This is a genomic window from Flagellimonas maritima, from assembly GCF_003269425.1.
GTDB classification, from domain to species: Bacteria; Bacteroidota; Bacteroidia; order Flavobacteriales; family Flavobacteriaceae; genus Flagellimonas; species Flagellimonas maritima.
In genome coordinates this window covers 307,628-333,436 of sequence record NZ_CP030104.1, presented here as the reverse complement: position 1 = coordinate 333,436, position 25,809 = coordinate 307,628, and the positions used below count along the sequence as shown (strand labels likewise).

General features: G+C 39.0%; 15 protein-coding genes. 4 read left to right on the top strand and 11 right to left on the bottom strand.

Going from position 1 to position 25,809, the window contains the following annotated elements:
• The first annotated feature begins 37 nt into the window (after positions 1 to 37).
• Entirely contained in the window at positions 38 to 1,246 is a 1,209-nt protein-coding gene (locus tag HME9304_RS01415) for a multidrug effflux MFS transporter (protein WP_112376893.1), read from the top strand.
• A gap of 15 nt (positions 1,247 to 1,261) precedes the next feature.
• Here the strand turns inward: HME9304_RS01415 and HME9304_RS01410 are convergent, their stop codons facing one another.
• From HME9304_RS01410 to nagB, 9 genes are all read right to left on the bottom strand, one after another.
• A complete protein-coding gene (locus tag HME9304_RS01410; RefSeq protein ID WP_112376892.1) occupies positions 1,262 to 2,338 on the bottom strand; it encodes an anhydro-N-acetylmuramic acid kinase in 1,077 nt (358 codons plus the stop codon).
• Complete coding sequence (locus HME9304_RS01405; protein WP_112376891.1) at positions 2,335 to 3,003, bottom strand: class I SAM-dependent methyltransferase; 669 nt, start codon at positions 3,001 to 3,003, stop codon at positions 2,335 to 2,337. The genes HME9304_RS01410 and HME9304_RS01405 overlap by 4 nt, the downstream gene beginning before the upstream one ends.
• Entirely contained in the window at positions 3,000 to 4,610 is a 1,611-nt protein-coding gene (locus HME9304_RS01400) for a glycoside hydrolase family 3 protein (protein ID WP_112379690.1), read from the bottom strand. The genes HME9304_RS01405 and HME9304_RS01400 overlap by 4 nt, the downstream gene beginning before the upstream one ends.
• The gene (locus HME9304_RS01395) at positions 4,600 to 5,883 is read right to left on the bottom strand and encodes an MFS transporter (RefSeq protein WP_112376890.1); all 1,284 of its coding nucleotides are present in this window, start codon (positions 5,881 to 5,883) and stop codon (positions 4,600 to 4,602) included. The genes HME9304_RS01400 and HME9304_RS01395 overlap by 11 nt, the downstream gene beginning before the upstream one ends.
• The gene (locus HME9304_RS01390) at positions 5,880 to 6,362 is read right to left on the bottom strand and encodes an N-acetyltransferase (RefSeq protein ID WP_112376889.1); all 483 of its coding nucleotides are present in this window, start codon (positions 6,360 to 6,362) and stop codon (positions 5,880 to 5,882) included. The genes HME9304_RS01395 and HME9304_RS01390 overlap by 4 nt, the downstream gene beginning before the upstream one ends.
• Positions 6,363 to 6,364: 2 nt before the next feature.
• Positions 6,365 to 7,867, bottom strand: coding sequence for a glycoside hydrolase family 10-like protein (locus HME9304_RS01385; RefSeq protein WP_112376888.1), 1,503 nt, complete (start codon positions 7,865 to 7,867; stop codon positions 6,365 to 6,367).
• A 94-nt stretch (positions 7,868 to 7,961) separates the two neighbouring features.
• Complete coding sequence (locus tag HME9304_RS01380; protein WP_112376887.1) at positions 7,962 to 9,272, bottom strand: RagB/SusD family nutrient uptake outer membrane protein; 1,311 nt, start codon at positions 9,270 to 9,272, stop codon at positions 7,962 to 7,964.
• A gap of 10 nt (positions 9,273 to 9,282) precedes the next feature.
• A complete protein-coding gene (locus HME9304_RS01375; protein WP_112376886.1) occupies positions 9,283 to 12,378 on the bottom strand; it encodes a SusC/RagA family TonB-linked outer membrane protein in 3,096 nt (1,031 codons plus the stop codon).
• A 27-nt stretch (positions 12,379 to 12,405) separates the two neighbouring features.
• On the bottom strand, positions 12,406 to 14,313 hold the full coding sequence (gene nagB, locus HME9304_RS01370) for a glucosamine-6-phosphate deaminase (RefSeq protein WP_112376885.1): 1,908 nt from the start codon (positions 14,311 to 14,313) through the stop codon (positions 12,406 to 12,408).
• A 176-nt stretch (positions 14,314 to 14,489) separates the two neighbouring features.
• Between nagB and HME9304_RS01365 the strand changes: the two genes are divergently transcribed.
• Together HME9304_RS01365 and murQ are read left to right on the top strand one after the other, a co-directional pair.
• Positions 14,490 to 15,239, top strand: coding sequence for a DeoR/GlpR family DNA-binding transcription regulator (locus HME9304_RS01365; protein WP_112376884.1), 750 nt, complete (start codon positions 14,490 to 14,492; stop codon positions 15,237 to 15,239).
• Positions 15,240 to 15,241: 2 nt separating this feature from the next.
• Complete coding sequence (murQ, locus tag HME9304_RS01360; RefSeq protein ID WP_112376883.1) at positions 15,242 to 16,057, top strand: N-acetylmuramic acid 6-phosphate etherase; 816 nt, start codon at positions 15,242 to 15,244, stop codon at positions 16,055 to 16,057.
• Between the two features lie 19 nt (positions 16,058 to 16,076).
• Here the strand turns inward: murQ and HME9304_RS01355 are convergent, their stop codons facing one another.
• Together HME9304_RS01355 and HME9304_RS17135 are read right to left on the bottom strand one after the other, a co-directional pair.
• Entirely contained in the window at positions 16,077 to 17,198 is a 1,122-nt protein-coding gene (locus HME9304_RS01355; protein ID WP_112376882.1) for a PQQ-dependent sugar dehydrogenase, read from the bottom strand.
• Between the two features lie 177 nt (positions 17,199 to 17,375).
• A complete protein-coding gene (locus tag HME9304_RS17135; RefSeq protein ID WP_239023368.1) occupies positions 17,376 to 17,570 on the bottom strand; it encodes a hypothetical protein in 195 nt (64 codons plus the stop codon).
• Here HME9304_RS17135 and HME9304_RS01350 point away from each other — a divergent pair.
• Entirely contained in the window at positions 17,569 to 25,704 is an 8,136-nt protein-coding gene (locus HME9304_RS01350; RefSeq protein WP_239023367.1) for a T9SS type B sorting domain-containing protein, read from the top strand. The genes HME9304_RS17135 and HME9304_RS01350 overlap by 2 nt on opposite strands.
• Positions 25,705 to 25,809 lie beyond the last annotated feature (105 nt).

Sequence of the window (25,809 nt, the reverse complement as noted above, 5' to 3'; positions counted from 1 at the left end):
TACTTCTCACTTATTAGGGTATACCTAGTTTTGCAGCATGCAAAAAGATACCCAAAAACCCAATTTTGAATTTATTGCTTTAATGGCTGCATTAATGTCCATTGTAGCTTTATCCATAGATGCCTTACTACCTGCAATTCCAAATATCGGTGAAGCAATCAATAGTACAGACCCTACGGACAACCAAATGCTCATCACCATGATTTTTTTGGGACTGGGTGTCGGGCAGTTGTTTTTTGGCCCGCTTTCTGATTGCTACGGAAGAAAACCTGTTGTGTATCTGGGAATGTTGGTGTTCGGTGTCGCAAGTTTTATTTGTATAGCAGCTCCAAATCTGGAATGGATGGTTTTTGGTAGAATATTGCAAGGAATAGGTTTGTCTACTGCCAGGACTATTGCAATCGCTATTATTCGTGATACGTATAAAGGGGATTATATGGCAAGGGTTATGTCCTTTGTAACGGCATTTTTTATTTTGGTTCCCATTGTTGCCCCCGCTATAGGCAAGGTGATTTTGGATGCATTTAATTGGCAGGCGATTTTTTATATGCAATTGGTGTTTACGTTCATTGTGGGTATCTGGTTTTGGAAGCGTCAGCCCGAAACCCTACATCCAGAATATAAGATTCCAATAACTTCCCATATGTTTACCGATGGTCTCAAAGAGTTTTTACGCTATCGCGAAACAGTGGCGTTTACTTTTGTTTCGGGGTTAATTACAGGAGCTTTTCTGGTGTATCTGAGTGCTTCCCAACATATTTTTGAGGATATGTACGGTTTAAAAGATACTTTCCCTTACATATTTGCAGGACTTTCTGTATCCATTGGTCTTTCTACGTTTTCGAATGGTACGCTCGTAATTCGTTTTGGAATGCGCAAGCTATCGTTTATGGCACTCATTGCATTTTGTATAGTCGCCATTTTGTTTGTCGTATTATTTTGGAGCTCGGCAAATCCAAACATTTTTATTTTAGTAGCGTTTCTGTTCCTACAGTTTTTCTGTTTGGGTTTTATGTGGGGGAACTTCCGTTCCATAGCCATGGAGCCCATAGGTCATATTGCTGGAATAGGAGCAGCCATAAATGGTTTTGTGTCCACAGTGATATCCGTGCCCATAGCATCTTTTATAGGAAACTTTGTTGATGATAAAGTACTGCCACTTTTTGTTGGCTTGGCAATTTGTGGTTTAGCTTCATTGGCCATTTTTTTAATGGTGAAAAAGCCAAGGCCATTGCTAACGGCATAAGAATAACTGATCTTACTATGCTGGATGGTATACTGTTCCACTGGAAGAATCCCTTTTGGCTCCGGTCACCGTACTCAGAACATTGATTTTTTCCTCTAGGCGTAATGCTCCCATTAAAGCGAAAACCAATGCCTCTTTAAATGCTACCAATTTTTTAGGGGGGACGATTACTTTAATATCAGGCCCAAGCTTTTCTTTTAATGTATCTATGAAAAAAATGTTCAGAGCACCACCGCCGGCAACCAAAATAGTTTGATTTGACCCTGATTTATGCTCATGGACATCCTTTGCTATTTGTTCGCAATTGTGATGGATAAAAGTATGTAGTAAATCAACATCAGATATATTTGAGGCTTCAATCAATGGAACGACTTGCTCAGTAAAAAACTCGTAACCTGTTGACTTGGGGTAGGGTAATTTGTAATATTCCAACTGATTGAGTTTTTGAAGTAATACAGTATCCAAGTTTCCGCTTCTTGCAAGTTTTCCTCCTTCATCATAAGCGAGTCCCATTTTTTCTGTTATAAAATTCAAAGGCATATTGGCCAGACCTATATCATAGGCAATACGATGCCCTTCTTTTTCAAATGAAATATTACTGATTCCACCAAGGTTCAAGCAAAAATCATACTGATGGAACAATAATCTGTCACCGATAGGGACCAAAGGAGCACCTTGTCCACCGAGTGAAACATCTTCTGTTCTAAAATCGCAGACCACTTGTTTATTGCAAGTATCTGCCAACAATTGTCCATCGCCCAATTGAAAGGTAAACCCATCTTCCGGTCTGTGATGGGATGTGTGCCCATGGCTTGATATGAAATTAACTTCAAGATTGTTTTCTTCGATGAAGTATTTAACCTGTTCCCCTAACCAAACACCATAATCTTTATGAAGTTGGGCATGGTCATTTTCTGTTAAGTAAATGGCATTTTTTAGATAGTCCCGCATTTTCTCGCCGTATTGGACTTCTTTTGTAAATTCAATAGAAAATTCCCAATGCTCATTGGTTTGCCAAAGATGACAATAGGCCAAGTCCAATCCATCCAAAGATGTTCCCGACATCAACCCTACGACCTTGTATTTCTTCATGATATCTTTTTTAGTTTGAAAATCAACGAAATGGGTTTTTCTTCGTCATTTAAAATTTCTTTTATGGATATTTCAATATTTTCCAACGAAGAGAGTACTTTATACCAATCTTCAAAAGTTCTAGCATACCAAGAATGGCCGTCCTCAAATTTTCCCGGCAAGCCTTTCCATGAATCTGTTAGCCATTGACTTTTGTAGGCTAGTCCATTTTGAAGAAGGAAAAACGGATGTAATGTTTGAATAAGAACATATCCGCCAGCCAAAATGCTTTTCAGGGTATGTTCCAAAAGTGTTTTCAATTCTTCGTTCAGATAGAGACAGAAGTTGAAGATTGCAACATCAAAAGGCGCATTGGGAATAGGTTTTGCTTCGATGATATCTTCAAAAGTAAATACATGATAATCTTCCGAACCTTTTTTTCTAGCCTCCAAAATCAGGTTTTCAATAGCATCCAAACCACTGGCATTGAATCCAATATTACTTATTTCCCGTGTCAACCAACCTTCTCCACAGCCTATATCCACAAAATTTTTTGCATCCAATTCTGCAATCGTTTCCAATATTGCCTTGTTGGTGAATCTTCTTGATGGAATACTATTATCTCGAATCACTTTAATCCATTCCGAAGCATTCTTTTCCCAGGAAGAAAGAATATCATTACTCATGCTTCAAACGTTTTTAGGGTTATGGGAAGTTTGCCCAAGGCTTGTATTTTTTCAGAAAAATGAGAAAAAGCTTCTTGCTGAAATTCGATAAAATCTTGATAAATCACGACTGCATTGGAATCGGGCTTTAATCCTAGCTCATCCAAGACATAGGGATTTCCAAAGAGATAGATCAAAATGTTTTTTTGGGCGATTAAACTCCTGATAATGTCTAACAGTTTTCTGGGAAACCCAAAATGATTTTTTGGCTTTACCGAAGGTGGAAAGAGTGCCAATACTATATGCTGATGTTGGGAAGCTTTTGTTTTGACCTCATCAATTGTTAGATTGTTCAATGTTAGCCGTTTTTTTCCATATTCTGATTCAATTTCAGATGAAAAAAAGTTTTTGGAATGATTTTCAATGGAAAGATTCAAGAAATGGGTTTTGTTAAAATCCTTTATGTTGTTAGGTTCTCCATAAAGCTCGGTGATACATTTGCTGGCAATTTTCCGATTCAATTCTGAAGTGGATTTACATTTAAGGTCTGCTTTTCCATTGACCTCAAAGAATATTTTTTCTTTTAACTTCCATAATCGCCTAAAACTACATTCAATATTATGCTCGGAAGCTGTGGACAAAATTTTCGCAATACCTTCTTCCGAATTTTCAGAAAAGCACATCATGTCCATTCCAGCAGCAAAAGCATTGGCTTCAAGTGCTCCATTTTGGGAATACTTTTTTGATACGGCATGCATGTTTAAAGCATCGGAAATGATAACGCCTTCAAAGTTCAATTCGTTTCGCAGCAAATCCGTTATAATTTTTGGTGATGTTGTGGAGGGGTTACCGGAATTGTCCAATCCAGGCACCGACAAATGCCCAACCATAACAGCATCCACACCTTTTTTTATCAATTTATTATAGGGGTAGAGCTCATTTTCAAACAGCTCCTGTCTTGATTTGTGTATTACTGGTAATCCCAAATGGGAATCTGTATCCGTATCGCCGTGGCCTGGAAAATGTTTGATGGCATTGAGTACTCCCACACTTTTCATTCCATTGATATAAGCTTCCGCTTTAGCGGTAACTTCATTTTTGTCATCACCAAAAGCCCTATATCCAATTACAGGATTCTTTGGATTGTTATTGATATCCACTACGGGCGCCAAATTCCAATGAATCCCAGCTTTTATACAGTCCAGCGCTATTTGTCTTCCAACTTCGTGAATCAGTTCGTTATCTTCCTGTATTGACCCCAAAGTGATAGCGTAGGGATATTGATTTGTATTTTCTATCCGCATGGCAAGCCCCCATTCAGCATCAATGGCTACGAGCAAAGGAATGTCAGCGGCTTTTTGGTATCTTTTAATGAGTTGTTTTAATCGCTCATAACTGTTTTCATTATATATTACATCCTTCTTTCCCTCAAAATTTGTTGCTGCACTGGCCCTACTGTGAAAAAAGCAAATGGCCCCTATGGTGTTTGTTCGTATTAAACTTTCGATTTTAATAATTTCTTCTTCGCTGTCATTGATAAAAACTGCAGGCATGAACAATTGCCCCACTTTTTGTTTTATCGTAAGTTTTTCTCTTGCCGTTTTGTATGGAAGCAGTTTATTGGACATCGCTTTCATTTGATTTTTTTCCGTAATCGGCAGGGTATTCCAAAAATCGAAGTACAAAGAAGGCTGGCAAAGCGGCGATTACGACCCAAAGAAAGAATCCATCATATCCCAGCCATTCTTGTATGTAACCACTTAACATTCCTGGAATCATCATTCCCAATGCCATGAATCCTGTTGCTATGGCATAATGTGAAGTTTTTGAGATTCCTTCAGATATATAAATGAGATAAATAAGAAAGGCTGCAAAACCGAATCCATAGCCAAATTGTTCCAAAACGACTGTTCCCACAACTGCAAAAAGACTTGTGGATTGTGTGTAAGCCAATATTGCATATAGTACATTTGGAAGATTAAGTGCCAAAAGCATTGGTAGCATCCATTTTTTTAAACCGTCCCTGGAGATTAGGATTCCTCCTATGATTCCGCCCAGTGATAACATAATAATTCCAACGGTTCCATAGATGGTTCCCACAGCTTCAGTTGAGTATTCCAAACCTCCGACTTCCAATGTATCCAATAAGAAGGGAGATGCCATTTTTACCAATTGCGATTCGCCCAAACGATATGTCAGAATAAATAACAATGCAACCCAGATATGATTTTTTCTAAAAAATGAGGCAAATACTTCTAAAAACCCTACTGGTTTTTCAGTTGATTTTTTTTGTGGTTCTTCAAATTTTGGTGCCGCGAAAAAGTTTGATACGGTCAAAACTAGCATCAAAATTGCAGCACATATCATGGTCATGGACCAAGCTTTTGTATTATCTCCATATTTGTTTTCAAGAAATCCTGCAAAAATCACCAATAGCCCTTGTCCCGTAACCATGGCAAGCCTATAAAAAGTGCTGCGCAGCCCTATAAAAAAAGATTGCTTCTTTTGAGTAAGACCAATCATATAATAACCATCTGAGGCTATATCATTGGTTGCCGATGCGAATGCAGCCATCCAAAAAAACGCCAACGTAATTGTGAAGAATGCATTTGAAGGAAGAAATAGTCCAATGCCCAAAAAGGCCAAAGCAACAACAAACTGCATTGCCAAAAACCATTTTCTCTTTGTTCCATTTAGATCGACCAAAGGGCTCCATAAAGGCTTTATAACCCATGGTAAATAAAGCCAACTGGTATATAGGCCTATTTCGGCGTTACTTATTCCCAGGCGTTTATACATGATTACGGAAACTGTTACCACCAAAATATACGGGATACCTTGTGTAAAATAGAGCAATGGTATCCAGGCCCACGCGCCTTTATCTTTTTTTTCAGCGCTCATTTTGGATGTTTTAACAAGTTTTGATAGATGCTTTTTTCCGATTTTTCAATAGTACGGGCATGTACTGTTTTTTCATAATATGATACTGGACCTACACCTCCTATGATTGCATAGGCATACCCCATTTCTTTTAATGCATCGAGCGATTTTACGAGAAGTACTTTCCCAATACTTTTTCCACGTTCTGATGCGAGTACACCCGTTGGGCCAAAAAAATTCTTTGAGGTACATTCGAAACACGCAAAACCCAAAATTGACTGTCCACGTTGCGCGATATAACAATTAACGGGAAGATTGGCAAAAGCTACATCAACCTCATCGGCCCAATTAGTGCTAAAATTGGATGTTACCCAAGATGTGACTATGCTTTTCTCAGGTGCAATGGGTCTTTTAATTACAATATCTTCGGTTTTCAAAAGAAAATCTTCCTCTTTAGCGATATCTGGTAAATCTAAAAGCCTAACAAGCATATCTTGCATAATCAGTCTGATTTTAGTTTCAATGGCTGCAATTCACTTTCATTTCCATAGGCATCGATTACCGAAACTACCATCATATTCTTAAGCTGACTTTTTGGTAATTGAATTTGGGTCGTGTTCAAATTTTCATTTTCGGAAAGGTAACTTTTTTTAATAAGCAACTTTTCATTGGAGTCCAGCTTTAGGTAAAACTGAAGAAATCGGGGAATACTGTCTTTATGTACCGTGTTTATTCTAATATTGGTTTCATTTACTTGTATGGATTCAATTTTAGGCTTTGGGACGTTTCTTTTTGACTTCACCAGGCCATCTGGGTTTTGTGCAGGAAATCTATAAAATTTCCTTTTTAAGATTTTTGTTACATTTTCGTTTTGTCCCAATAATGATTTAGCACTAAAAAAAACATTCCCTGTAATATTTGGCTCTTCTCTGGCGAACGCTATCTGTTTTGGGATTTCTTTCTTTTTGTTCCAGGCTTTATCTGTATTGTTCTTGATTTTATAGGGACCGTTTCCCATATAAAGATTAGTGTTCTCTATGGTATTGGCCCACCAAGTTGCTATTGTTCTGTGCGAAGCAGGGTCATAATCCATGCTCCAATAGGCTTGCGGAACCAAATAATCGATCCACCCTTTTTCAATCCATAACAGTGGGTCGGCATATAAATCTTCATAAGTGGTTTGCCCCGCCTTTGTGTCCGATCCTTTGGGATCTGTACTTTTATTTTTCCATACTCCAAAAGGGCTGATTCCAAATTGAACCCATGGTTTATTTTTTCTGATGGATCTATGTACTTTTTTTACCAACGAGTCTACATTGCTTCTTCGCCAGTCATCCAACCTTTGGTTTTGTAAACCGTAGGTCTTAAAAGTGATACTGTCGTTAAAAACTTCATCTTTAATTTTATAGGGGTAGAAATAATCATCAAAATGGATTGCATCCACAGGATAATCTGTAACGATTTCTGTAATTATGTTGGTCAGCTTGTGTTGCACTTCTGGCAAGCCAGGATTATAATAGTATTTTTTTCCATACTTGAGCATCCAATCTGGATGCTTGTAAAAATCGTGCTCTTTTGAAAGTGAAAGTGTATCCAAATTAAAAGTGGCCCTATAGGGATTCAGCCATGCATGAAATTCCATTCCACGCTTATGGGTCTCTGCTATCATCCAGTTTAAAGGTTCGTTAAAGTCTTTGGGGGCCTCGCCTTCTTTTCCGGTTAAGTATTTGGACCAAGGAGCCAAATTTGTCTTATAAAATGCGTCGCCAGCTGTTCGTATCTGAACAATAGCTGCATTGAAATTAAGCTTTTGATAAAAATCAAGGATTTTCAAAAAATCCTTTTTCTGTTTTGCAGAATCGTCATTGGCATTTTTTGGCCAGTCGATGTTTACAACTGTTGCAATCCATACGCCTCTAAATTCTTTTTTGGGCGCATTGCTTTTTTTGTATGTACTACATGATATACAGCAGAGTAGAAGAACGATGTAACAGATTCTTTGCATATTATAGTAACTAAAAAAGGCCTACCGTGGACTAAATGTAGGCCTTTTCGCTTGATTAAATTGAAACTAACAACTAACTCAAAATTAATGTTGTTTAATTTGTTGGATCAGGCGGGGTATTGGTATTATTGTCCCTTTCCGTATCTGGATATGGATAATAATTCCTGTTTCGCTCAGAATTGGCGTCACCTGGACCTGGTCTATTAAATCTTCTACTATCTTCTAGTGACATTCCACTTAAAAATAATTCAATACGTCTATTTCTATAGATTTCTTCCAAAACTGCTTCTTCGGTTGCTGCCCCCGCATAAGGAGGTAAATTAGCACCAACTCCAAAGGCATCTTCCGCAGCGGTTTTTGTCAATACCTCGTTCAATACTGTGATAGCCTGAGGAACTTGACCTTGCCTGGCCAATGCTTCCGCTTCAATCAATAGCATTTCACCAGGAAGATAAACAGGAATCTCATCTAAATTATCATCAAAGAAACCAACTGCAAAAAATGCATCTTCATTTGTAGAAGGGTCATTCGCAATGGTAACGTAGAAATCAACACGTTCATCGTCTGGGTCTGGTAAGAGGTCATCCGGCAGTCCAAATTCATCGTCTTTTGCTTCAACAACATTGTTGGTCCCGTAAGTTTCGGCAATAGGATTTGGTATCGCCGCATCATATGACCAAGTAGATTGTACTGATAGGTCAACAGCATTTGCGGCTGTAACCGCTTCTGCATAGTTACCTGCCATTAAATGATATCTTGCAAGTAATGCTTGGATAGAATTCTCCAAATCTACAGATTGGAAAACACCTGAAGATACGGATGAAGAAATACCATTCTGGACATATCCTAAAGCAATATTTAAATTACTTATTGCATCAGCCAATACTTCTGCTCTACTGTTAAACTCTGCGTTTTGTTCGGTCGCCAGAGGTACTTGTTCAAAAAATCTAATTAGCGTTCCATTCGCCAAAGCTTCATAAAACAATGCATAAGCTTTTAGACTATTGGCTTCTGCTTCGTCTGCTGCCGCAGCATCAGCACTTTCAAATACAGTCAAGGATTCATTTCGAACTAGCATAATTCCTCCCCACATACTTCTAATAACACCGTTGTTGATGGAAATTTCATTGCCACCATTTGTTAATTCGGCTTCTCCTAAGTTACCAGGGTTGATCAATCTCAATTCGTCAGCAGTTAATCCAGATGCAGTAACCGTTGTATATTTAGCACCTGCACGGTCAGTACTGAAACGTTGCTGGATTCCATTTATAAGCTTAACAAGGTTTTCAACACTTCCTTCAACTTCTGGATCGGAAATGTTAATCGGATCTATAAATTCTTTGTCACAAGATACAATGACAGAGAAAAAGGTAATTGCTATAAAAATTTTATTTATATTTTTCATTGTTTTCTTATTAGAAATTTGCGCTTAGTGATAAAATAAAAGTTCTCGGAATTGGAACGTTTCCAAAGTTCACAGCACGTAACAAATTTGATTGCCCACCAGCATTTGTTTCTGGATCATAACTAAAGAAGTTGTCAATGGAAATCAAGTTTCTTCCTTTTAGAGCCACTGTAAAGTTTTTCACACCTTTAAATAATTCTGGAAAAGTATAACCTAAGGATACCTCGCGCAGTTTTACAAATGAACCGTCTTCCATTCTAAACTCTTGTATAGGATAGATTGAAGATATATAGCCTCTTGGCAATTCTCCTGATAATTCTTGCTCTGCCAACCTTCCTACACCAACACCTTGTCTGGTACGTTTATCAGCATCAAAAACATCAAAACCTTGTACAGACTCCCATAGCATAGAGAAAGAAAATTGCTTGTATTGTAAATCTGTTCCTATTCCCAAAAGATAATCTGGGTTTGGATCACCGATTACCCTTCTCAGCGGATCGCCAGTTGGTTGTCCGTCTTCATCTCTTTGAATTGTTCCCGCCAAGGCATCACCTCTTTCCTGTTGAGGTAAACCATCTTCGGTCAATAATAAACTACCGTCATCATTTCTTGCAAAATAAGTTCCGAAAAATACCCCTAGCGGTTCACCTTCTCTTACCTGTGGTGGAGCTCCACTAACAGTTGCAATGGATATTGGTCCGCCTGTAGTTGCGATAACTTCATTTCTATTTCTGGAGAAGTTGAAATTTAAATCCCATTTTAAGTTATCTGTTCTAATAGGAGTAACTCTCAGGTAAATTTCCAAACCATTGTTTTTCATGCTCCCAACGTTTTCAAATCTGGAAAGACCTCCTTCAGATGGCGCTAATGTACGTTGAACAATTAGATCTGATATTTGCTGATTGTAGTAAGTGAACAATATAGAAGCTCTGTTATCGAATAAGCTGAGATCTGTACCAATTTCAAATTCTTTCAATCGCTCCACTTCCAAATCTTCGTTACCAAGTGCACTGGATTGGCTCAAGGTCGTTGTACCTTGAAATTCGTTCGGGTTATATCTACCGAATCTTGCATAAGGACCTACAGCAGTTAAATTTCCCGCTTCACCATAAGATGTACGTATTCTTGCTGAATTAATTACATTGGATATGCCTGAATTTTCCCAAAAGGGCTCGCTTGATAATACATAGGAACCTGAAACCTTTGGATAGAAGTTTGTTCTTTTGTCTGGGTCAAAGTTTGTTGCTCCATCAACCCTTCCAGCAAATGTTAAAAAATATCTATCACTGAACGATAAAGTTTCTTGAATAAATCCTCCAAAAATATCTAATCTATCATCACCAAATTGTGGTTGTAAAGGAACTGTAGGTACACCGTTGGCATCTAAATCCCTTCCTTGAGTTCCAGAATCTTCTACGCTACTGGATTGAAAATTGTATCCAACAATGGTCTGTGAATTGATATTGTTGGTGATATCAAAGTCAAACGTGGCATTTATATCATAATTCCAATTGAAAACCGTTGCTTCGGCATTACCTTGATACCCTTGATTAAAATATGCTGCATTTACAGGCTCATAAGGATAGATTGGAATTGAAATATTACCTTCTTGCTTATAGGTATCCATACCCAAAATCTGATCTATTGTTAAAAAATCAGTTGGTCTCAAGGATACCGTCAAATTAGGAATGAACCTAGTAACATCTTGAGTAATATCAAAGTCTTCAATAATTGACAATGGGTTGACTCTTGTTGGCTCCACGCTCTGTAGATTTCCGTTTGAGTCTCTTTGAGATGCATCGTAAATATTATTGGTAATATTGACAGAATTTATAGGACTCCAAAAAACATTACCATCAGGTTTTTCATCGGATGAGCTATTCATAAAATAAAGACCTACATTATAAGAAAGCCAATCATTGACGGAATGGTTAAAATTGAGTCTAGCAGAAAGTCTATTGTATTTTGTATTCTTAATAATACCTTCATTGGATAAATATCCCACCGATGCCGCGTAACCCATTTTTTCGTTACCATCCCTGATTGATAAGTAGTTATCGGTACCAAGGCCCGTTTGGAAAATCAAATCTTGGTAATCAAAACGTTGTACGTCTACTTTATTTGTCAGAAGATTTGCGAAAGGGGTTGTATTGCCTTCAGCATCTCTACCAAATATTGGCCAAAGTCTTACATCTTCCCCTCCAAACTGTTCACCTCTCAAATTTACATCAACTTCTTTCCTTAAATCATTTACATTAAAAGATGTCTTAAAAAAGATTTCAGGACCGTCTACCATATTGGTTCCTCTTTTAGTTGTAATTACAACAACACCATTAGAAGCACGTGATCCATAAATAGCAGCAGCGGCTGAACCGTTCAGAATATTAATATCCTGAATATCATTTGGATTGATGTCCACCATTCTGTTTTGGCCAGGACTCGCATCTCCCGCGCTGACGTTAAGATTTGTTACATTCGTTGTTAAGTTACTTGCAATAACACCATCAACTATATATAAAGGTTCTGAAGATCCGCTAATAGTACTTGGACCTCTTAACCTGATGGAAAATCCCCCCGCTGGATCACCTGAGTTCTGTGTTATCTGTGCGCCAGGAACTTTACCCTGTATTGCAGAAGTAACGTTAATAGGATCAGCTTTTAAAAGTTCTACACTTTTTACGGTAGTTACGGCGTTACCCAGTTTTTTTCTTTCTTGTACTACTGTTGATCCCGTTACTACCACTTCGTCCAAATTTAACAAATCTTCTGTGAGAACAAAATCAGCACTTACAGAACTACTTGATCCGAAACTAAGTTCAGATTTTGAAGATGAAAATCCCAAATAGCTAGCTACAAGGGTATAATTGCCCGAGGATAAATTTGCAACGAAAGTATAGTTCCCATCAAAATCTGTTACACTTCCAAAAGAAGTGTTTTCAATAAATACAGAAGCTCCAGGTATTGGAGTTCCATTTGCGGCATCTGTCACTGTTCCTGTAATCGTATATTGATCGTTCTGTCCATAAGCAATTGCGCTGGAACAAAACAGAATCAATAAAGGCAGGAAAAGCAATAGCCTTCCTAAATTTAAATGCATTTTTTTCATAGAGTAGTTGAGTTTAATTAATTAGAGTTAAAAATTATATCTTACAAAGCCCTCCATAGCTTCATATTCTGCCATACCGAGTGCATTGTATCGGTTTGCGGTCTTTTTGTTTCTTTGTTCGGCACGCTCCCAGAATTCCCTTTCATCATTACCGGGGAACATGGCACTATCCTTTTGTGATTGATGCTTAAAAATTGCATTTTTCTTTCTGGCCATGTCTTTTGGTCCAATGGGAACTGCCATTTCCATATCTGCTATTTCCCATTCTTGCCATGCACCTCGATAAAGCCATACATAGCAATTCCTGACCCATTCCGCCCTTTCTTCTTTTAATCGCTCCAAGGTCTTAAATACAACTTCCAGACAGACCCTATGTGTTCCATGTGGATCGGAAAGATCACCAGCGGCAAATATCTGATGTGGTTTTATAGTATTTAATAAATCATACGTTATTTGTATATCCTCATCTGAATAGGGTTTTTTGCGAATGGCTCCCGTTTCGTAAAAAGGAAGGTTGAGGAAATGGGCATTTTTTTCTTTCACCCCACAGTACCTACAGGCTGCCAATGCTTCGCTTTTTCTTATGAGGCCTTTATAGTGTTGTATCTCGGCACTGTCTATTTCTCCAGGTTTTTTATTGGCCAAGAATTCACGGACCTTCTTTACTTGTTTTTTAAGTTCCTTATCATCTTTTTGGATATCGGTAGCAAAATCCAAAAAGCGAATGACTTCATCATCAAACACAGCAATATTTCCAGAGGTTTGGTATGCTACGTGCACATTATGTGCCTGATCTACCAATCTTAACAGTGTCCCGCCCATTGAAATCACATCATCATCAGGGTGCGGGCTAAATATTAGTGACGTTTTTGGATGTGGCGCTGCACGTTCAGGTCTCTGGCTATCATCCGCATTTGGCTTTCCGCCCGGCCAACCTGTAATGGTGTGTTGCAATTGATTGAAAACTTTTAGATTAATCTGTTCTGCAGAACCAATCTCTGCGACCAAGTTGCCCATCCCATACTCGTTATAATCTTCGTTGGTCAATTTAAGTATGGCTTTACCCAATTTTTCTGACAACCAAATTGTAGCACTCTTGATTAGGCTATCGTCCCAATCGCAATCGGTTACCAGCCAAGGCGTCTTCATTCTGGTAAGTGATGATGCAGCTGCTCCATCCAATACAAACTCACAATTTTCATGGTGCTGTAAAAAGGTAGCGGGGACCGATTCCCTTATTTTACCTTCAACTGCTTGTTTTATGATTTCAGATTTTCCTTCGCCCCATGCCATTAGGATGATTTTTTTAGCATCCATAATAGTTCCAACCCCCATTGTGATTGCTCTTTTGGGAACGTTTTCTTCACCAAAAAAATCACTGGCCGCATCCAATCTGGTGACTCGGTCAAGACGTATCAATCGTGTTTTACTGTTTAGAGCGGAACCTGGTTCGTTGAAACCAATGTGTCCTGTTCTACCGATACCAAGAACCTGTATATCCAATCCACCTACGTTTTGGATTTTTTGTTCATAGTCCTCACAGTATTTACGAACTTCATCTCTATTGAGGTTACCATTTGGAATGTGGATATTGTGGCGTTCAATATCTATATGGTCAAAAAGATGTTCGTTCATGAACCTTACGTAACTATGGATGGAGTCTGGCTCCATTGGAAAGTATTCGTCAAGATTAAAGGTTATAACATTTTTAAAACTTAACCTACCTTCTTTATGAAATTGAACCAGGTAATCATACATTTTTGTAGGGGTAGAACCTGTTGCCAATCCAAGAACAGCATGTTTGCCCTGTTTCTGTTTTTGGTTGATCAAGCTTGCAATTTCGTTTGCTACAGATAGTGAAGCAATATTTGAATCCTCATGGATGATGGTCTGAATTTTTTCAAACCTTAGGTCTTCTTGATAGTGGTTATTCATCGATAATTATATAGTGTTCTCGCAAAATATCGAAACATTAACTCCAAATATATGCAAAAAACCGCATCAATTGCAATTAATTGCAGTTTTATTGAATTTAATTTAATTATTTATTCATTTTGCCGTATTTTGCTGCAATCGATAGTTTTTAAGATTTATTTAACTTTACATTCTATATGTTAAAGGAAGAAAGGCACCAGTTTATTTTGAACGAAGTACGAATACACAACAGGGTATTACTGACTGATTTGAGTAACTTGCTAAATGTTTCTGTCGATACCGTTAGAAGGGATATTAAAGAATTGCACAATTCCCAACAATTAAAAAAGGTTCATGGAGGAGCTATTTCTTTAGGATTTAATAATTATAATCCTATAGGAAAAAAGATTTATTCTCTCGAAAAAAAATCGCAAATTGCCGAAAAAGCACTTAGCCTTATAAAAGAAGGTCAGGTAATTTTGTTGAGCGGGGGAACTACCAACCTTGAGTTGGCAAGACGATTGCCTTCAAAAATTAAACTGACATGTTTTACGCCAAGTCTTCCAATTGCTGTACAACTATTGGGAAAAACCAATATTGAGGTTATTTTTATTGGTGGTCGAATGTCTAAAGATTCTCAGATTGCCGTTGGCGGTAGTGCAATCAATATGTTATCAGAGATTAAAGTCGATATTTGTTTTTTGGGGACGAATTCGATTCACGCCATTGAAGGATTAACAGAGTTCGATTGGGAGATTGTACAAATGAAGAAGGCAATGATACACAGTTCCAGAAAAGTTGTGTCTCCATGTATTTCTGAAAAAATAGGATCTTTGCAACGTTATAAAATATGTGGGGTAGAGGAAGTGGATGTTTTGATAACTGAATTGGAACCCTGGGACATTAAACTTGATGTCTTTAAGAATATGAACATACAATTATTGTAAAAGTGGCAGAAAAGCACGTAAAAATTACAGAGAAACCGTCCTTATATGATCAGTTAGATCAAATGAATACTTTAGATATTATAATCAATATCAACAATGAGGACAAAAAAGTTGCCGAGGCCGTAGAAAGGGTTTTGCCAAAAGTCGCTGAATTGGTGGATGCACTGGCCACAAGATTTGAAAATGGAGGTAGATTATTTTATATAGGTGCTGGTACAAGTGGTAGATTGGGCATTCTGGATGCTTCTGAAATACCGCCTACGTTTGGAATGCCTCATGATAAAGTTATAGGGTTGATTGCCGGTGGTGACAATGCGATTCGTAAAGCTGTGGAATTTGCAGAAGATGATGTCCACCAAGCTTGGAAAGATCTGAAAGCTTATGATATCAATGCCAATGATGTTCTGGTAGGAATAGCTGCTTCAGGAACCACACCTTATGTGCTAGGAGGTATCGCTTATGCAAAAGACCATGGTATTTTAACTGCAGGCATTACCAACAATCCAGGTTCACCCTTGGCTACTGACACTGATATCGCCATGGAAGTTAATGTAGGCCCAGAATTTTTGACGGGGAGTACCAGAATGAAAAGCGGTACAAGTCAAAAAATGGTACTCAATATGATTTCGACCGCTTTAATGATTCGTATTGGAAGAGTAAAGGGAAACAAAATGGTGAACATGCAATTGAGCAACACTAAATTGGTAGACAGGGGAACACGATATTTGGTTGAGGAACTTGGCCTGGACTATGCAAATGCAGAAAAGGCATTAAAAAAATATGGTTCTGTAAAACGTGCCATTGAAGCGATGAAGTAATTTCAACACCATCTCCCTATTAATTTTTGGGTATCAGTTTATATATTCCTTTCCCTTCGATACCAACATAAATATATCCATCAGGAGCCTGCTTTACATTCCGCAACCTGCCCATGCCATCCAATAATTTTTCACGATATGTAATTTGATTGTCTACAATGACCAAGCGTTCCAAATATTGAAATGCCAAAGAACCGACCAGTAAATTTCCTTTCCAATCCCGATATTTATCCGAGGATACAAATGTCATTCCACAAGGGGCAATGGAAGGTGTCCACTGGTAAATTGGTTGTTCCATTCCTTCCTTTGAGGTCTGGTCTGTAATCTTTGTGCCACTATAGTTTATACCGTAGGTAATAACGGGCCAACCGTAGTTTTTTCCTTTTTGTACTATATTGATTTCATCACCACCCCTTGGACCATGCTCGTGTTCCCATAAATTTCCCGTTTCCGGATGTATTGCCAAACCTTGGGGGTTGCGATGGCCATAGCTATAAATAGCGGTTTTTGCATTGGAGCTGTTTATAAATGGATTGTCTTCTGGAATACGCCCATCATCAAGTATCCTATAAATTTTTCCACCATCTTTGGTTATATCTTGTGGGTTCACGTCTCTATTGCCTCTGTCCCCAATAGAAAAAAACAAAAAACCTTCTCCATCAAATTCCAGTCGCGAACCAAAATGCTGCCCTTTGGTAGTATTTGGTATTCCTTTATATAATAACTGTTTCTCTGTTAATGAATTTCCAGAAAGTTTGGCCCTTAAGATTGCTGTATTTCCACCTTTGCCACTACCGCTCGCAGATGAATATGAAAGATAGAGCCATCCATTATTTTCATAATCCGGGTGTAATGCGATATCCATGAGTCCGCCCTGTCCTCTTACGTATATATCAGGCAGATTATTGATTTCCGTAATTTTTCCGTTAGTACATAGAAGCAACTTTCCCGCTTTTTCCGTAATCAGAATAGTTCCATTTGGAAGGAATGCCATACCCCATGGGTTTTGAATTCCATCAATAACAAGTTGTGTATCAAAACCCACTTTTTTTGGAATATTAATATCCTTGTCTGAATTTTGGGCACAAGATGAGGTGAGCATTACAACGAAAAAATAAGGAAGGAATACACTTTTTTTCATAATTTGACGTTGAAATAGTAGTTTTTATAGATTAAATACGGCTAAAATCAGTCGAAAGATAAATAGAAATATATAAGTTTAGATAATTACAAATTAGAATATAAGGATCCCCAAATCTGAAGTATTCTTTCTTAATAAGACTTAACCTATGCTTCCTCAAAAGAAAAAGCATTTGCTTTATGCGGTGGTTTTGATTTTCATATCAATATTTTGCTCCACGGTATTAGCGAAAACAGAGGTCAAAACTTTTTTGACCGAATTAATGCTTACAACCTCAGAAACCAGCACCAAAAACTCTCCTTCGACTTCTAGGATTGATAACTCGGTCACTAATTCATCTACTTTTTCCACCGTTAGCAGTAGTATGTTCATGACCATTATCCAAGGTGCAAATGAAGAAGTAGTCTGTCCCAACGATGGTAGTACCTTAGCAAAATTCTTTCTATGTGGTACAAGTGATATTAGAACATTGACATTGAGCCAATCAGGAAGTAACTACGAGTGGCAACAACTTGATCCCAATACTTGTGCTCCCACTGTTGTTGATGACTGTCCTACCATAAACGCAGCATGTACTTGGAATACTGTAGGTACAAGTGCTACATTTAATTTGGATTCTGCAGGTGAGTTTAGGGTTAGGGTCGATTCAGGTCAGTTTTTCTATTTTAAGTCAACACTAAACCCTCTAAATCCACAATTGATTCATGAAGATATAATATGTGGGAATCCCGGTAGGGTAGAGGTGACCAATGTACCCGCAGGATATGAATACAGTTTAAATAGTTCCGCAGGACCTTACCAAGATGATCCATTTTTTGACATAACTACACCAGGGGATTATAGAGTTTGGGTTCGTTTAAAAAATGTTTCTGCAAGTGCATGTTTGTTCCCATCAAATACCGTTACAGTTCAAGATTTGGATGTTACCGTAGAAGTTACTGCAAACGATATCCTTTGCCCCAGCGAGTTGGGAAGCATCGATGTGCAAGTTTCAGGAGTACCTGGATTCTATACCTATAGGTTGATAAAAGGTGGCGTTACCGTAGATACGTTCGGACCCAATGGTTCGGATAACTATACTTTTGCGAACGTTAGCCCAGGAACCTATAGTATTAGAGTCGAAACCAATAAATGTTCTGAAATTATAACTCAGGACATTAATGGTGACCCTATAGAGATAGGCAACGGTATAAGTCCTTTGGATGTTTCCGCGACTGCATCAGAAAGTTTTGGTTGCGGCGCGACTTCTGTTGATGTTGATTTGAATACCTCAGGAGGGACCGCTCCATATCGATTTAGCGTAGATGGTGGACCTTTCGGAGCAAATTATTCAGGTATTACTACTTTCAATGTAACCACACCTGGGACTTATGCCATTTTGGTTGAGGATGCCAATGGTTGTCAACGAAGTGCCTCAGTGGATGTACCGGATATTCCACCTCCAATTTTTTCTATTACGGAAGAAGATGCCGATTGTGGCGGATCCAACAATGGTAGGATTACAGTAAATGTTACCAATGGTTTTGGTTATGAAATAGAATACAGTAATAATAATGGAGCCACATACCAAGTAAGTAATGTATTTTCCAACTTGGCACCTGGAAATTACGATATCGTGCTCAGATATGAACAAGACTCATTTACTTGTACCACAGCTCCTGTAATAGGGACAGTAGGTACACCATCAAATATTAATGCTACAGCAGCCGCGGACTCTGCTCCTACGTGTACCGATGAAAATGGTGGACAAATAACAATTTCAGGTGTTTCAGGGGGAACGGGACCTTATGAATTTAGCATTGGTGCAGGTTTTAGTACAAACCCTGTATTCGCCAACTTGGGAACAGGAAGCTATACTCCTTTAATCAGAGATTCCAATGGATGTGTACAAGCTTTGGCACCTATCATTTTTAATTCTTTGGATAAACCTACAGATTTAGCCTTCACTATATCCAGTTTAGACTGTATAACAACAACAGCTACTGTTGGACTTATCGTAACAGGGGGAACGGGACCTTACACCTATGAAATTATTGCTCCAGCAGCAAGTGCTGTCAATAACGGAACAAATAGTGACTTTTCTGGATTGGGATTGGGTACCTATACCTTTAGGGTAACCGATAATGAAGGTTGTTCCTACGATGAAAATTACGCAATAACAGACATTAGTTCAATTGGGGTAACAGCCCAGCAGACCAGGGTAGTTACCTGTGTTGGGGATTCTGATGGGGAAGGACGCTATCTAGTAGATGGATTCAATTCAACCTATAGCTACAGTATAGATGGCGGCCCATTGCAAACCGCGCAAAGCAGTGGAATTGTTCCAGTAACAGGATTGGCCGCGGGTAGTTATGTGATTTCTGTAACCGATGAGGAAACGAACTGTACAGATACCGCTACATTGGTGATTGAAGAGCCGTCTACGGCTTTTACGATTTCTGGTTTGGATGTTACGGACATGAGCTGCCAAAATGGTAATATTGGTTCGGTCAGAATAAATACCGCAGGAGGTTGGGGAGGTAATCGTTATACCATGACACAGCCCGATGGTTCAACGAGAGGTCCAAAAAATGGACGCGTTTTTTCAAACTTATCACAAGACGGGCTTTACCAAGTAAGTGTTACTGATGCCAATGGTTGTACGGTTACGGATAGTTTCACGCTCACTGAATTGGAAGCACCGACCTTGACCTTGGATTTGGGAGCTTCAGATTTTTGTTATGATAATTTTACAGCCGCGACCCTAGCGGTAAATGCCACATTAGGTACGGCTCCTTATCAATATCGAATTAATGGAGGTTCGTTGGGCGCAAGCAATATATTCTCTGGACTTACACCAGGAAACTACACCATAGAAGTCGTAGATGCCAATGATTGTAGGGATACAGTTACTGCTACAATAGAACCTCAAGTTACTGCTCTGGCAACAACTATTCAAGAATTGGATTGTGCCGGGCCTCCAGGTCAGATTCAGGTAAACATAAGTAATGGGTATACCTCAAGCGGAAATTATGATATTTATGAAGTAAGAATCAATGGCGGTACCTACACTTCCGATAATAATAATATAACAGGAAATTCTTTTACCTACAGTGTACCTAACGACGGTTCTATAACTTCTGATACTACTTATCAATTTTTGATTACGGATAGCCGCGGATGTACTACCGAATCCAATATAGTCACTATTTCTCCACCTGAAACTATAGCAGGTTCAGCATCTGCGACAGATACACAATGCGGTGATCCTACTAGTGGAATCGTTGAATTGACCCCTGATACAACACAAGGAATACCGCCGTATGAATATAGTAATGATGGTGGTGCGACATTTAGTTCGCAGAATATTTTTTCTGGTTACGGACCTGGAACCCATGGAGGGTTTGTAATACGAGATAGTAGGGGTTGTGAAAGTCCCCCATATAGCGTAACAATTGGTAATAGTTCTGCTTTGGACGCTACAGTTACCCCAACAGATGCAATATGTACATCTGGACCAATACTTGGTTCAGTGTCTACAACAATTTCAAATGGTGTGGCACCTTTTGACTATGTTTTATTGGATGTAAATGGCAATCCTGTAGCCTCTTCGATAGGAACTGCAAGTACTACCGTTAATTTCCCAAATCTTCCACTAGGAAACTATACCGTTGTCACTACAGATTCGCAAGGGTGTGAAGATCGGGATGAATTTATTATTGACCAAAATGTTTTGGATTTAACACCGTTGGATTCGCCTCCTCCATCATGTTCAGATACCTCATTTCCTTATAGAGTTCAAGCCAGTGGGGGAACTGCACCATATGAATTTAGATTGGTGGGAGACCCAACTTTTCAACTTGGCACTGGACCTGGGAACGATATTTTTGATGTTACCGGCTTAGTTGTTCCAAATGTCACTTATTTTGTTGAAGTCAGGGATGCAAACGGCTGTACCTATATAGAAGAGATTGATCCCATTTCGGCTTCAAGTCCTGTTGCAGTTAATGCTACAGCTACAACAGCTTCTTGTAATGTCTCAGGAAGTGGCACAATCAATTATGAAATAACAGGTATTCCTTCTGGAAATTTTACAGTCACCTTAGAGAACACCGATACAGGCGCAATCATTGACGGGCCAACACCACGTACTGGAGAATCAATGCCTTTTAGTAATAATTTCAGTGGTCTAGCACCCGGTAATTATCAAATTCTTGTTACAGATGATAGTACGGGTTGTAGTGGAAGCACCTTGGTTTTTATAGGTTTTAGTTCACCTTCTATCATTATAGATAATAATGTTGCAGCAACCTGTAATGCAGGGGCTTTTGTAACAGTTAGAGGCTTTGGTGGAACTGCTCCGTTCACCTATGCGTTTGTACCTACGGGAGACCCTGCACCCACAACTTTTTCAGCTGATACCACTTTTGAAGTTGCAGGTCCATATCCTGGCGATTATGACTTTTATGTCCAAGATGCCAACGGCTGTACCGCTTTAACAACAGCAACAATTACGCAAGATGCGGGAGTGCCTACACCAACTATTGATGTAACCAATCAATGTACCGCGGTAAGTGGCTATCAAATTGAAGTAACAGCTCCATTGTCCACAGGGTCGGGGCTTCCAGAAGAGACTTTTGAGTATAATATTGGGAGTGGCTTCCAAAGTAATGTAAACTTTGTTGTGCCAAACCCAGGAAGTTATATCATCACGGTTAGAGATGGTAATGGATGTACAAATACAGTTACGGCAGAAGTTTTTGATTTCTTTGCTATTACTGCTGATGCAACCTCGTTCCCCACTTGTAATGCTGGTGATGGTGTTATCGAGGTAAATACTACAGGGGGTAGTGGTAACTTTAGATATCAATTACGGGACGATGCGACTTTGACCGATATTGGCCCTCCACAAAGTTCCAACATATTCAATAATGTATTGCCCGGTGATTACAATATATTGGTAACCGATTTGGATTCCAATACGTCACCCCTATGTTCGGATGAAGCAGTTGTAAATGTATCAACGGTAGATACACCGGTAATTACAGCTACTCCAAGTACGGACATTACATGTAACGGAGCAAATAACGGAACAATAGCTATAGAATTACAACCTGGGAGTGATACGGACACACCTATAAACTATATATTGTACGATGGAGCAAGCTCAACGGTGATTGCAGGACCTCAGGGCTCTCCTTTATTCGATAATTTAGCACCCGACACCTATCAGGTAGAAGTTGTGTCCGATAGAGGATGTACAGACCGTTCAACTGATATTATTATCAGCGAGCCTACATTATTGTCGGTCAATGCCATTAACACAGAATTTAGCTGTAACCCATCAAGTAATCAGTTTAGTACTGCAAACATCACAATTTTTACAGATACAAATGGGGATGGATCGGGCACAGCAACTGGGACAGGACCTTACACCTATAGTATGAATGATGGTACACCGCAGTTTGATGGTACCAATTTCCAAACAAGCAACACATTTGAGGTTATCGATAATGGTACCAATCAAAGTATCATATTAACCGCTAGAGACCAAAATGGATGTGAAGAGACAGCAACTGTCAATATAAATACTCCAACGGATATAACATTTACATATAATGTTAGTGAAATTACCTGTGACACCTCAGGTACAGGAGTAAGCCCAGGATCTATAACGATAATCATTAATGAAGGCGCAGGAGATTATCAGGTGGAAATTTTGCCATTAGGTTCAGAAGCACCACGAAGCTCATCCGGAACTGATAGGGTAATCTGGCCAATCTCAACACCGGGAGATTATATTTTTGCGGTGACCGATGTTGGTAATGGCGGCTGTTCCTATTTAACGGCAACGGTTAATATGCCCGAGTATAACAACATTGAAGCTATAATAGCTGAGGTAGGCCCAGTAACATGTTTTAACGGTAATGATGGTGAAATCAGTTTAGAAATAAACAATTATAGTGGTCAATACAACTATGAGGTCTTTTCAAGGGATAACTCAGGTGTAGAAACAACAACGGGTGTAACGGGAAGCTTTGATACTAATGCCCCTATAAGCTCACCGGAAATAATTACAGGATTGCCTGCGGGTAACCTTGTTGTTCGAGTGGAAGCATTGAATACACCCTTTTGCGATGTGGTAAGTAATGTTACTACTGTAAGATCACCAGATAGACCACTAACGGTCGCTACAATTCAAACAGCTGAAGTTACTTGTAATGTTCCTGGTTTGGGAGAGATTACTGCTACAGGTGACGGTGGTTGGGGTACTTACCAGTATCAATTAATAGCGCCTGATGGTGCAACGGTTCTAGTGGATTATCCGAATACCAATCCAGTGTTCGATAATCTATCCGAAGGTATAGGCTATACAATAAATGTTAGAGATCTTGAAGGTTGTGAGTCATCAATAACCCAAGATTTATTATTGCCAGACCCTATTACTGCAGATATTCGAATCGTACAAGGTTTAGCATGTAACAACGATAACAATGGTATTATTGAGGTCCATAATGAAATTGGAGGGCAGGGTCCAGGAAATTATTTGTATCAATTGAATAGAATTACAGACGGTACCAATAGCGGATTACAGACTACACCGACATTTGCAAACCTATCAGCAGGGGAATATAGAATTACCATTTTTGACGGATGGAACTGTGAAGGCCAGACAGCATTGATAGAGATTAGAGATCCGGAAATCGTTGTTGCCGAATTGGTAGAGCTTCAACCTCCGGGTTGTGGAGATGTTGGAAGAATGGAGCTGAGAATAACCAATCCTGAGGCTGGTGTAAGCTATTTTTACAGACGTTCTGGTACGAGCGATATTTTTGAACCTTTCAGCACAATCGATCCATTGGCAACATCTGTTGAAATTCCAGAAGATATTACTATTGATCCAGGACCTTTCCAGTACGATGTTCAAAATTCAAATGGCTGTCCATCTGAGCGTTCCAATCAGATTTCATTGGATCCTGCAGCACCATTGGTAATTAATTTGGATCTTACCAATGCGACTATTAATTGTGCGGGTGAAGCAACTGGAATTATACGTTCTGAAGCTTTTGGCGGAATTGGTAGCTACGTTTACACTCTTGTGAACAATGATTTGGGCAGTGCCGCTAACGGTGGTGTTCCCAATCCTCCAATAGCAACGGACATTGTACCTAATGGCGGCCCTCAAGCATCAGGAATCTTTAGAAATCTGAATCCAGGAACGTATTATGTATACGCACAAAGTGGTGGTTGTGAAGCAATCTCTACCCCAATAGTAATTACTCCTAAACCACCTTTGGTATTGGATTATTTGGAAGCAGTTCCCGTTATATGCGCAGGAGACACAAATGGCCAAATCATTATAGAGGCCAGTGGTGGAACAGGGCAAATCCGGTATTCTATTTCTGATACGTTGAGCGAATTTTTTGAAGGTGATGATCCTTCCAATCCAAATCGTAAAACGTTTAACGACCTATCACCAAGAACTTATGATGTTATTATTCAGGATGATTTAGGATGTACCATAACAAGGACTGTTGAAATAACTCAACCAATGGAGCTGGTTGCTGCCGTAGCATCGACTACGCCAGAGATATGTTTGGGTGATGGCGATGGTACATTGACATTATCCGTTAGTGGTGGAACAGCCCCATATTATACCAGCGTTAATTCTACTGATGATGCTGATTTTGTTCAAAATGATACATTCTTCTTTGATAACTTGAACGGTGGCGAAACTTATGTAATTTTTGTGCGGGATGAAAATGGTTGTCAGACAAATGTTATTGCGGATATAGGCGTGGGTATTGAGCTGATGGCCGAGCCGATAGTAGAATATGGTTGTGACGGTATATTCCCAAATAGCACTGCAACAGTTGCTATTACCGATAGTTCCCTATTGCCCAATCTTCTATTTTCTTTGGATGTAGAAGATATTAATTTGGCTACGGACCAGAGAACGTATGGAGATTTAGCCGCGGGAGAGCATACGGTCTATATTTATCATCAAAATGGTTGTGTCACCTTTGTAGAATTTGAAATAGATGAATATGAACCATTGATTCTTGAAGCAGAAAAAACAGGTCCAAATGAAATTACGGCAATTGCGACCGGTGGATTTGGAGGGTACGAGTACTTCTTTCAAGAAGAATCATTTGGCGAGACCAATGTATTCACAACTGTTGAAGATTCAAATATCAATATTATGGTAAGGGATCAAAATGGATGTGTTGCCATGCTTGTAATGCCATTTGATTTTGATGGAATGCCTGAGATGCCAGATTTCTTTACCCCTGATGGTGATAGTCTAAATGATTTTTGGAGAATAGGTAACAGCGAGTTTTTCCCTAACCTAGAAGTGAAGATTTATGATCGCTATGGTAGGGTTGTTGCCATACTGGACGAGGTAAAAGGATGGGACGGTACGTACGAGGGCAGTGAATTACCTACTGGTGATTATTGGTACGTTGTCAATGCAAATGATGAGGACAAACAACAATTTGTAGGTCACTTTACATTATATAGGTAGTTGTAGGTTTTTATGTATATTTACTAAAGAACTTGGTTCTACAGTAATAAACTATTAAGCAGCCCTACCAATTTAATATTGTTCAAAGGATTGGGTTGATTTCTA

Coding starts and splice junctions, on each gene's coding strand:
- HME9304_RS01390 (WP_112376889.1), bottom strand. CDS start 6,362: ATGCAAGATATGCTTGTTAGGCTTTTAGATTTACCAGATATCGCTAAA.
- HME9304_RS01365 (WP_112376884.1), top strand. CDS start 14,490: ATGTTAAAGGAAGAAAGGCACCAGTTTATTTTGAACGAAGTACGAATA.
- HME9304_RS01415 (WP_112376893.1), top strand. CDS start 38: ATGCAAAAAGATACCCAAAAACCCAATTTTGAATTTATTGCTTTAATG.
- HME9304_RS01400 (WP_112379690.1), bottom strand. CDS start 4,610: ATGTCCAATAAACTGCTTCCATACAAAACGGCAAGAGAAAAACTTACG.
- HME9304_RS01350 (WP_239023367.1), top strand. CDS start 17,569: ATGACCATTATCCAAGGTGCAAATGAAGAAGTAGTCTGTCCCAACGAT.
- HME9304_RS01405 (WP_112376891.1), bottom strand. CDS start 3,003: ATGAGTAATGATATTCTTTCTTCCTGGGAAAAGAATGCTTCGGAATGG.
- nagB (WP_112376885.1), bottom strand. CDS start 14,313: ATGAATAACCACTATCAAGAAGACCTAAGGTTTGAAAAAATTCAGACC.
- HME9304_RS01395 (WP_112376890.1), bottom strand. CDS start 5,883: ATGAGCGCTGAAAAAAAAGATAAAGGCGCGTGGGCCTGGATACCATTG.
- HME9304_RS01355 (WP_112376882.1), bottom strand. CDS start 17,198: ATGAAAAAAAGTGTATTCCTTCCTTATTTTTTCGTTGTAATGCTCACC.
- HME9304_RS01380 (WP_112376887.1), bottom strand. CDS start 9,272: ATGAAAAATATAAATAAAATTTTTATAGCAATTACCTTTTTCTCTGTC.
- HME9304_RS01375 (WP_112376886.1), bottom strand. CDS start 12,378: ATGAAAAAAATGCATTTAAATTTAGGAAGGCTATTGCTTTTCCTGCCT.
- HME9304_RS01410 (WP_112376892.1), bottom strand. CDS start 2,338: ATGAAGAAATACAAGGTCGTAGGGTTGATGTCGGGAACATCTTTGGAT.
- HME9304_RS01385 (WP_112376888.1), bottom strand. CDS start 7,867: ATGCAAAGAATCTGTTACATCGTTCTTCTACTCTGCTGTATATCATGT.
- HME9304_RS17135 (WP_239023368.1), bottom strand. CDS start 17,570: ATGAACATACTACTGCTAACGGTGGAAAAAGTAGATGAATTAGTGACC.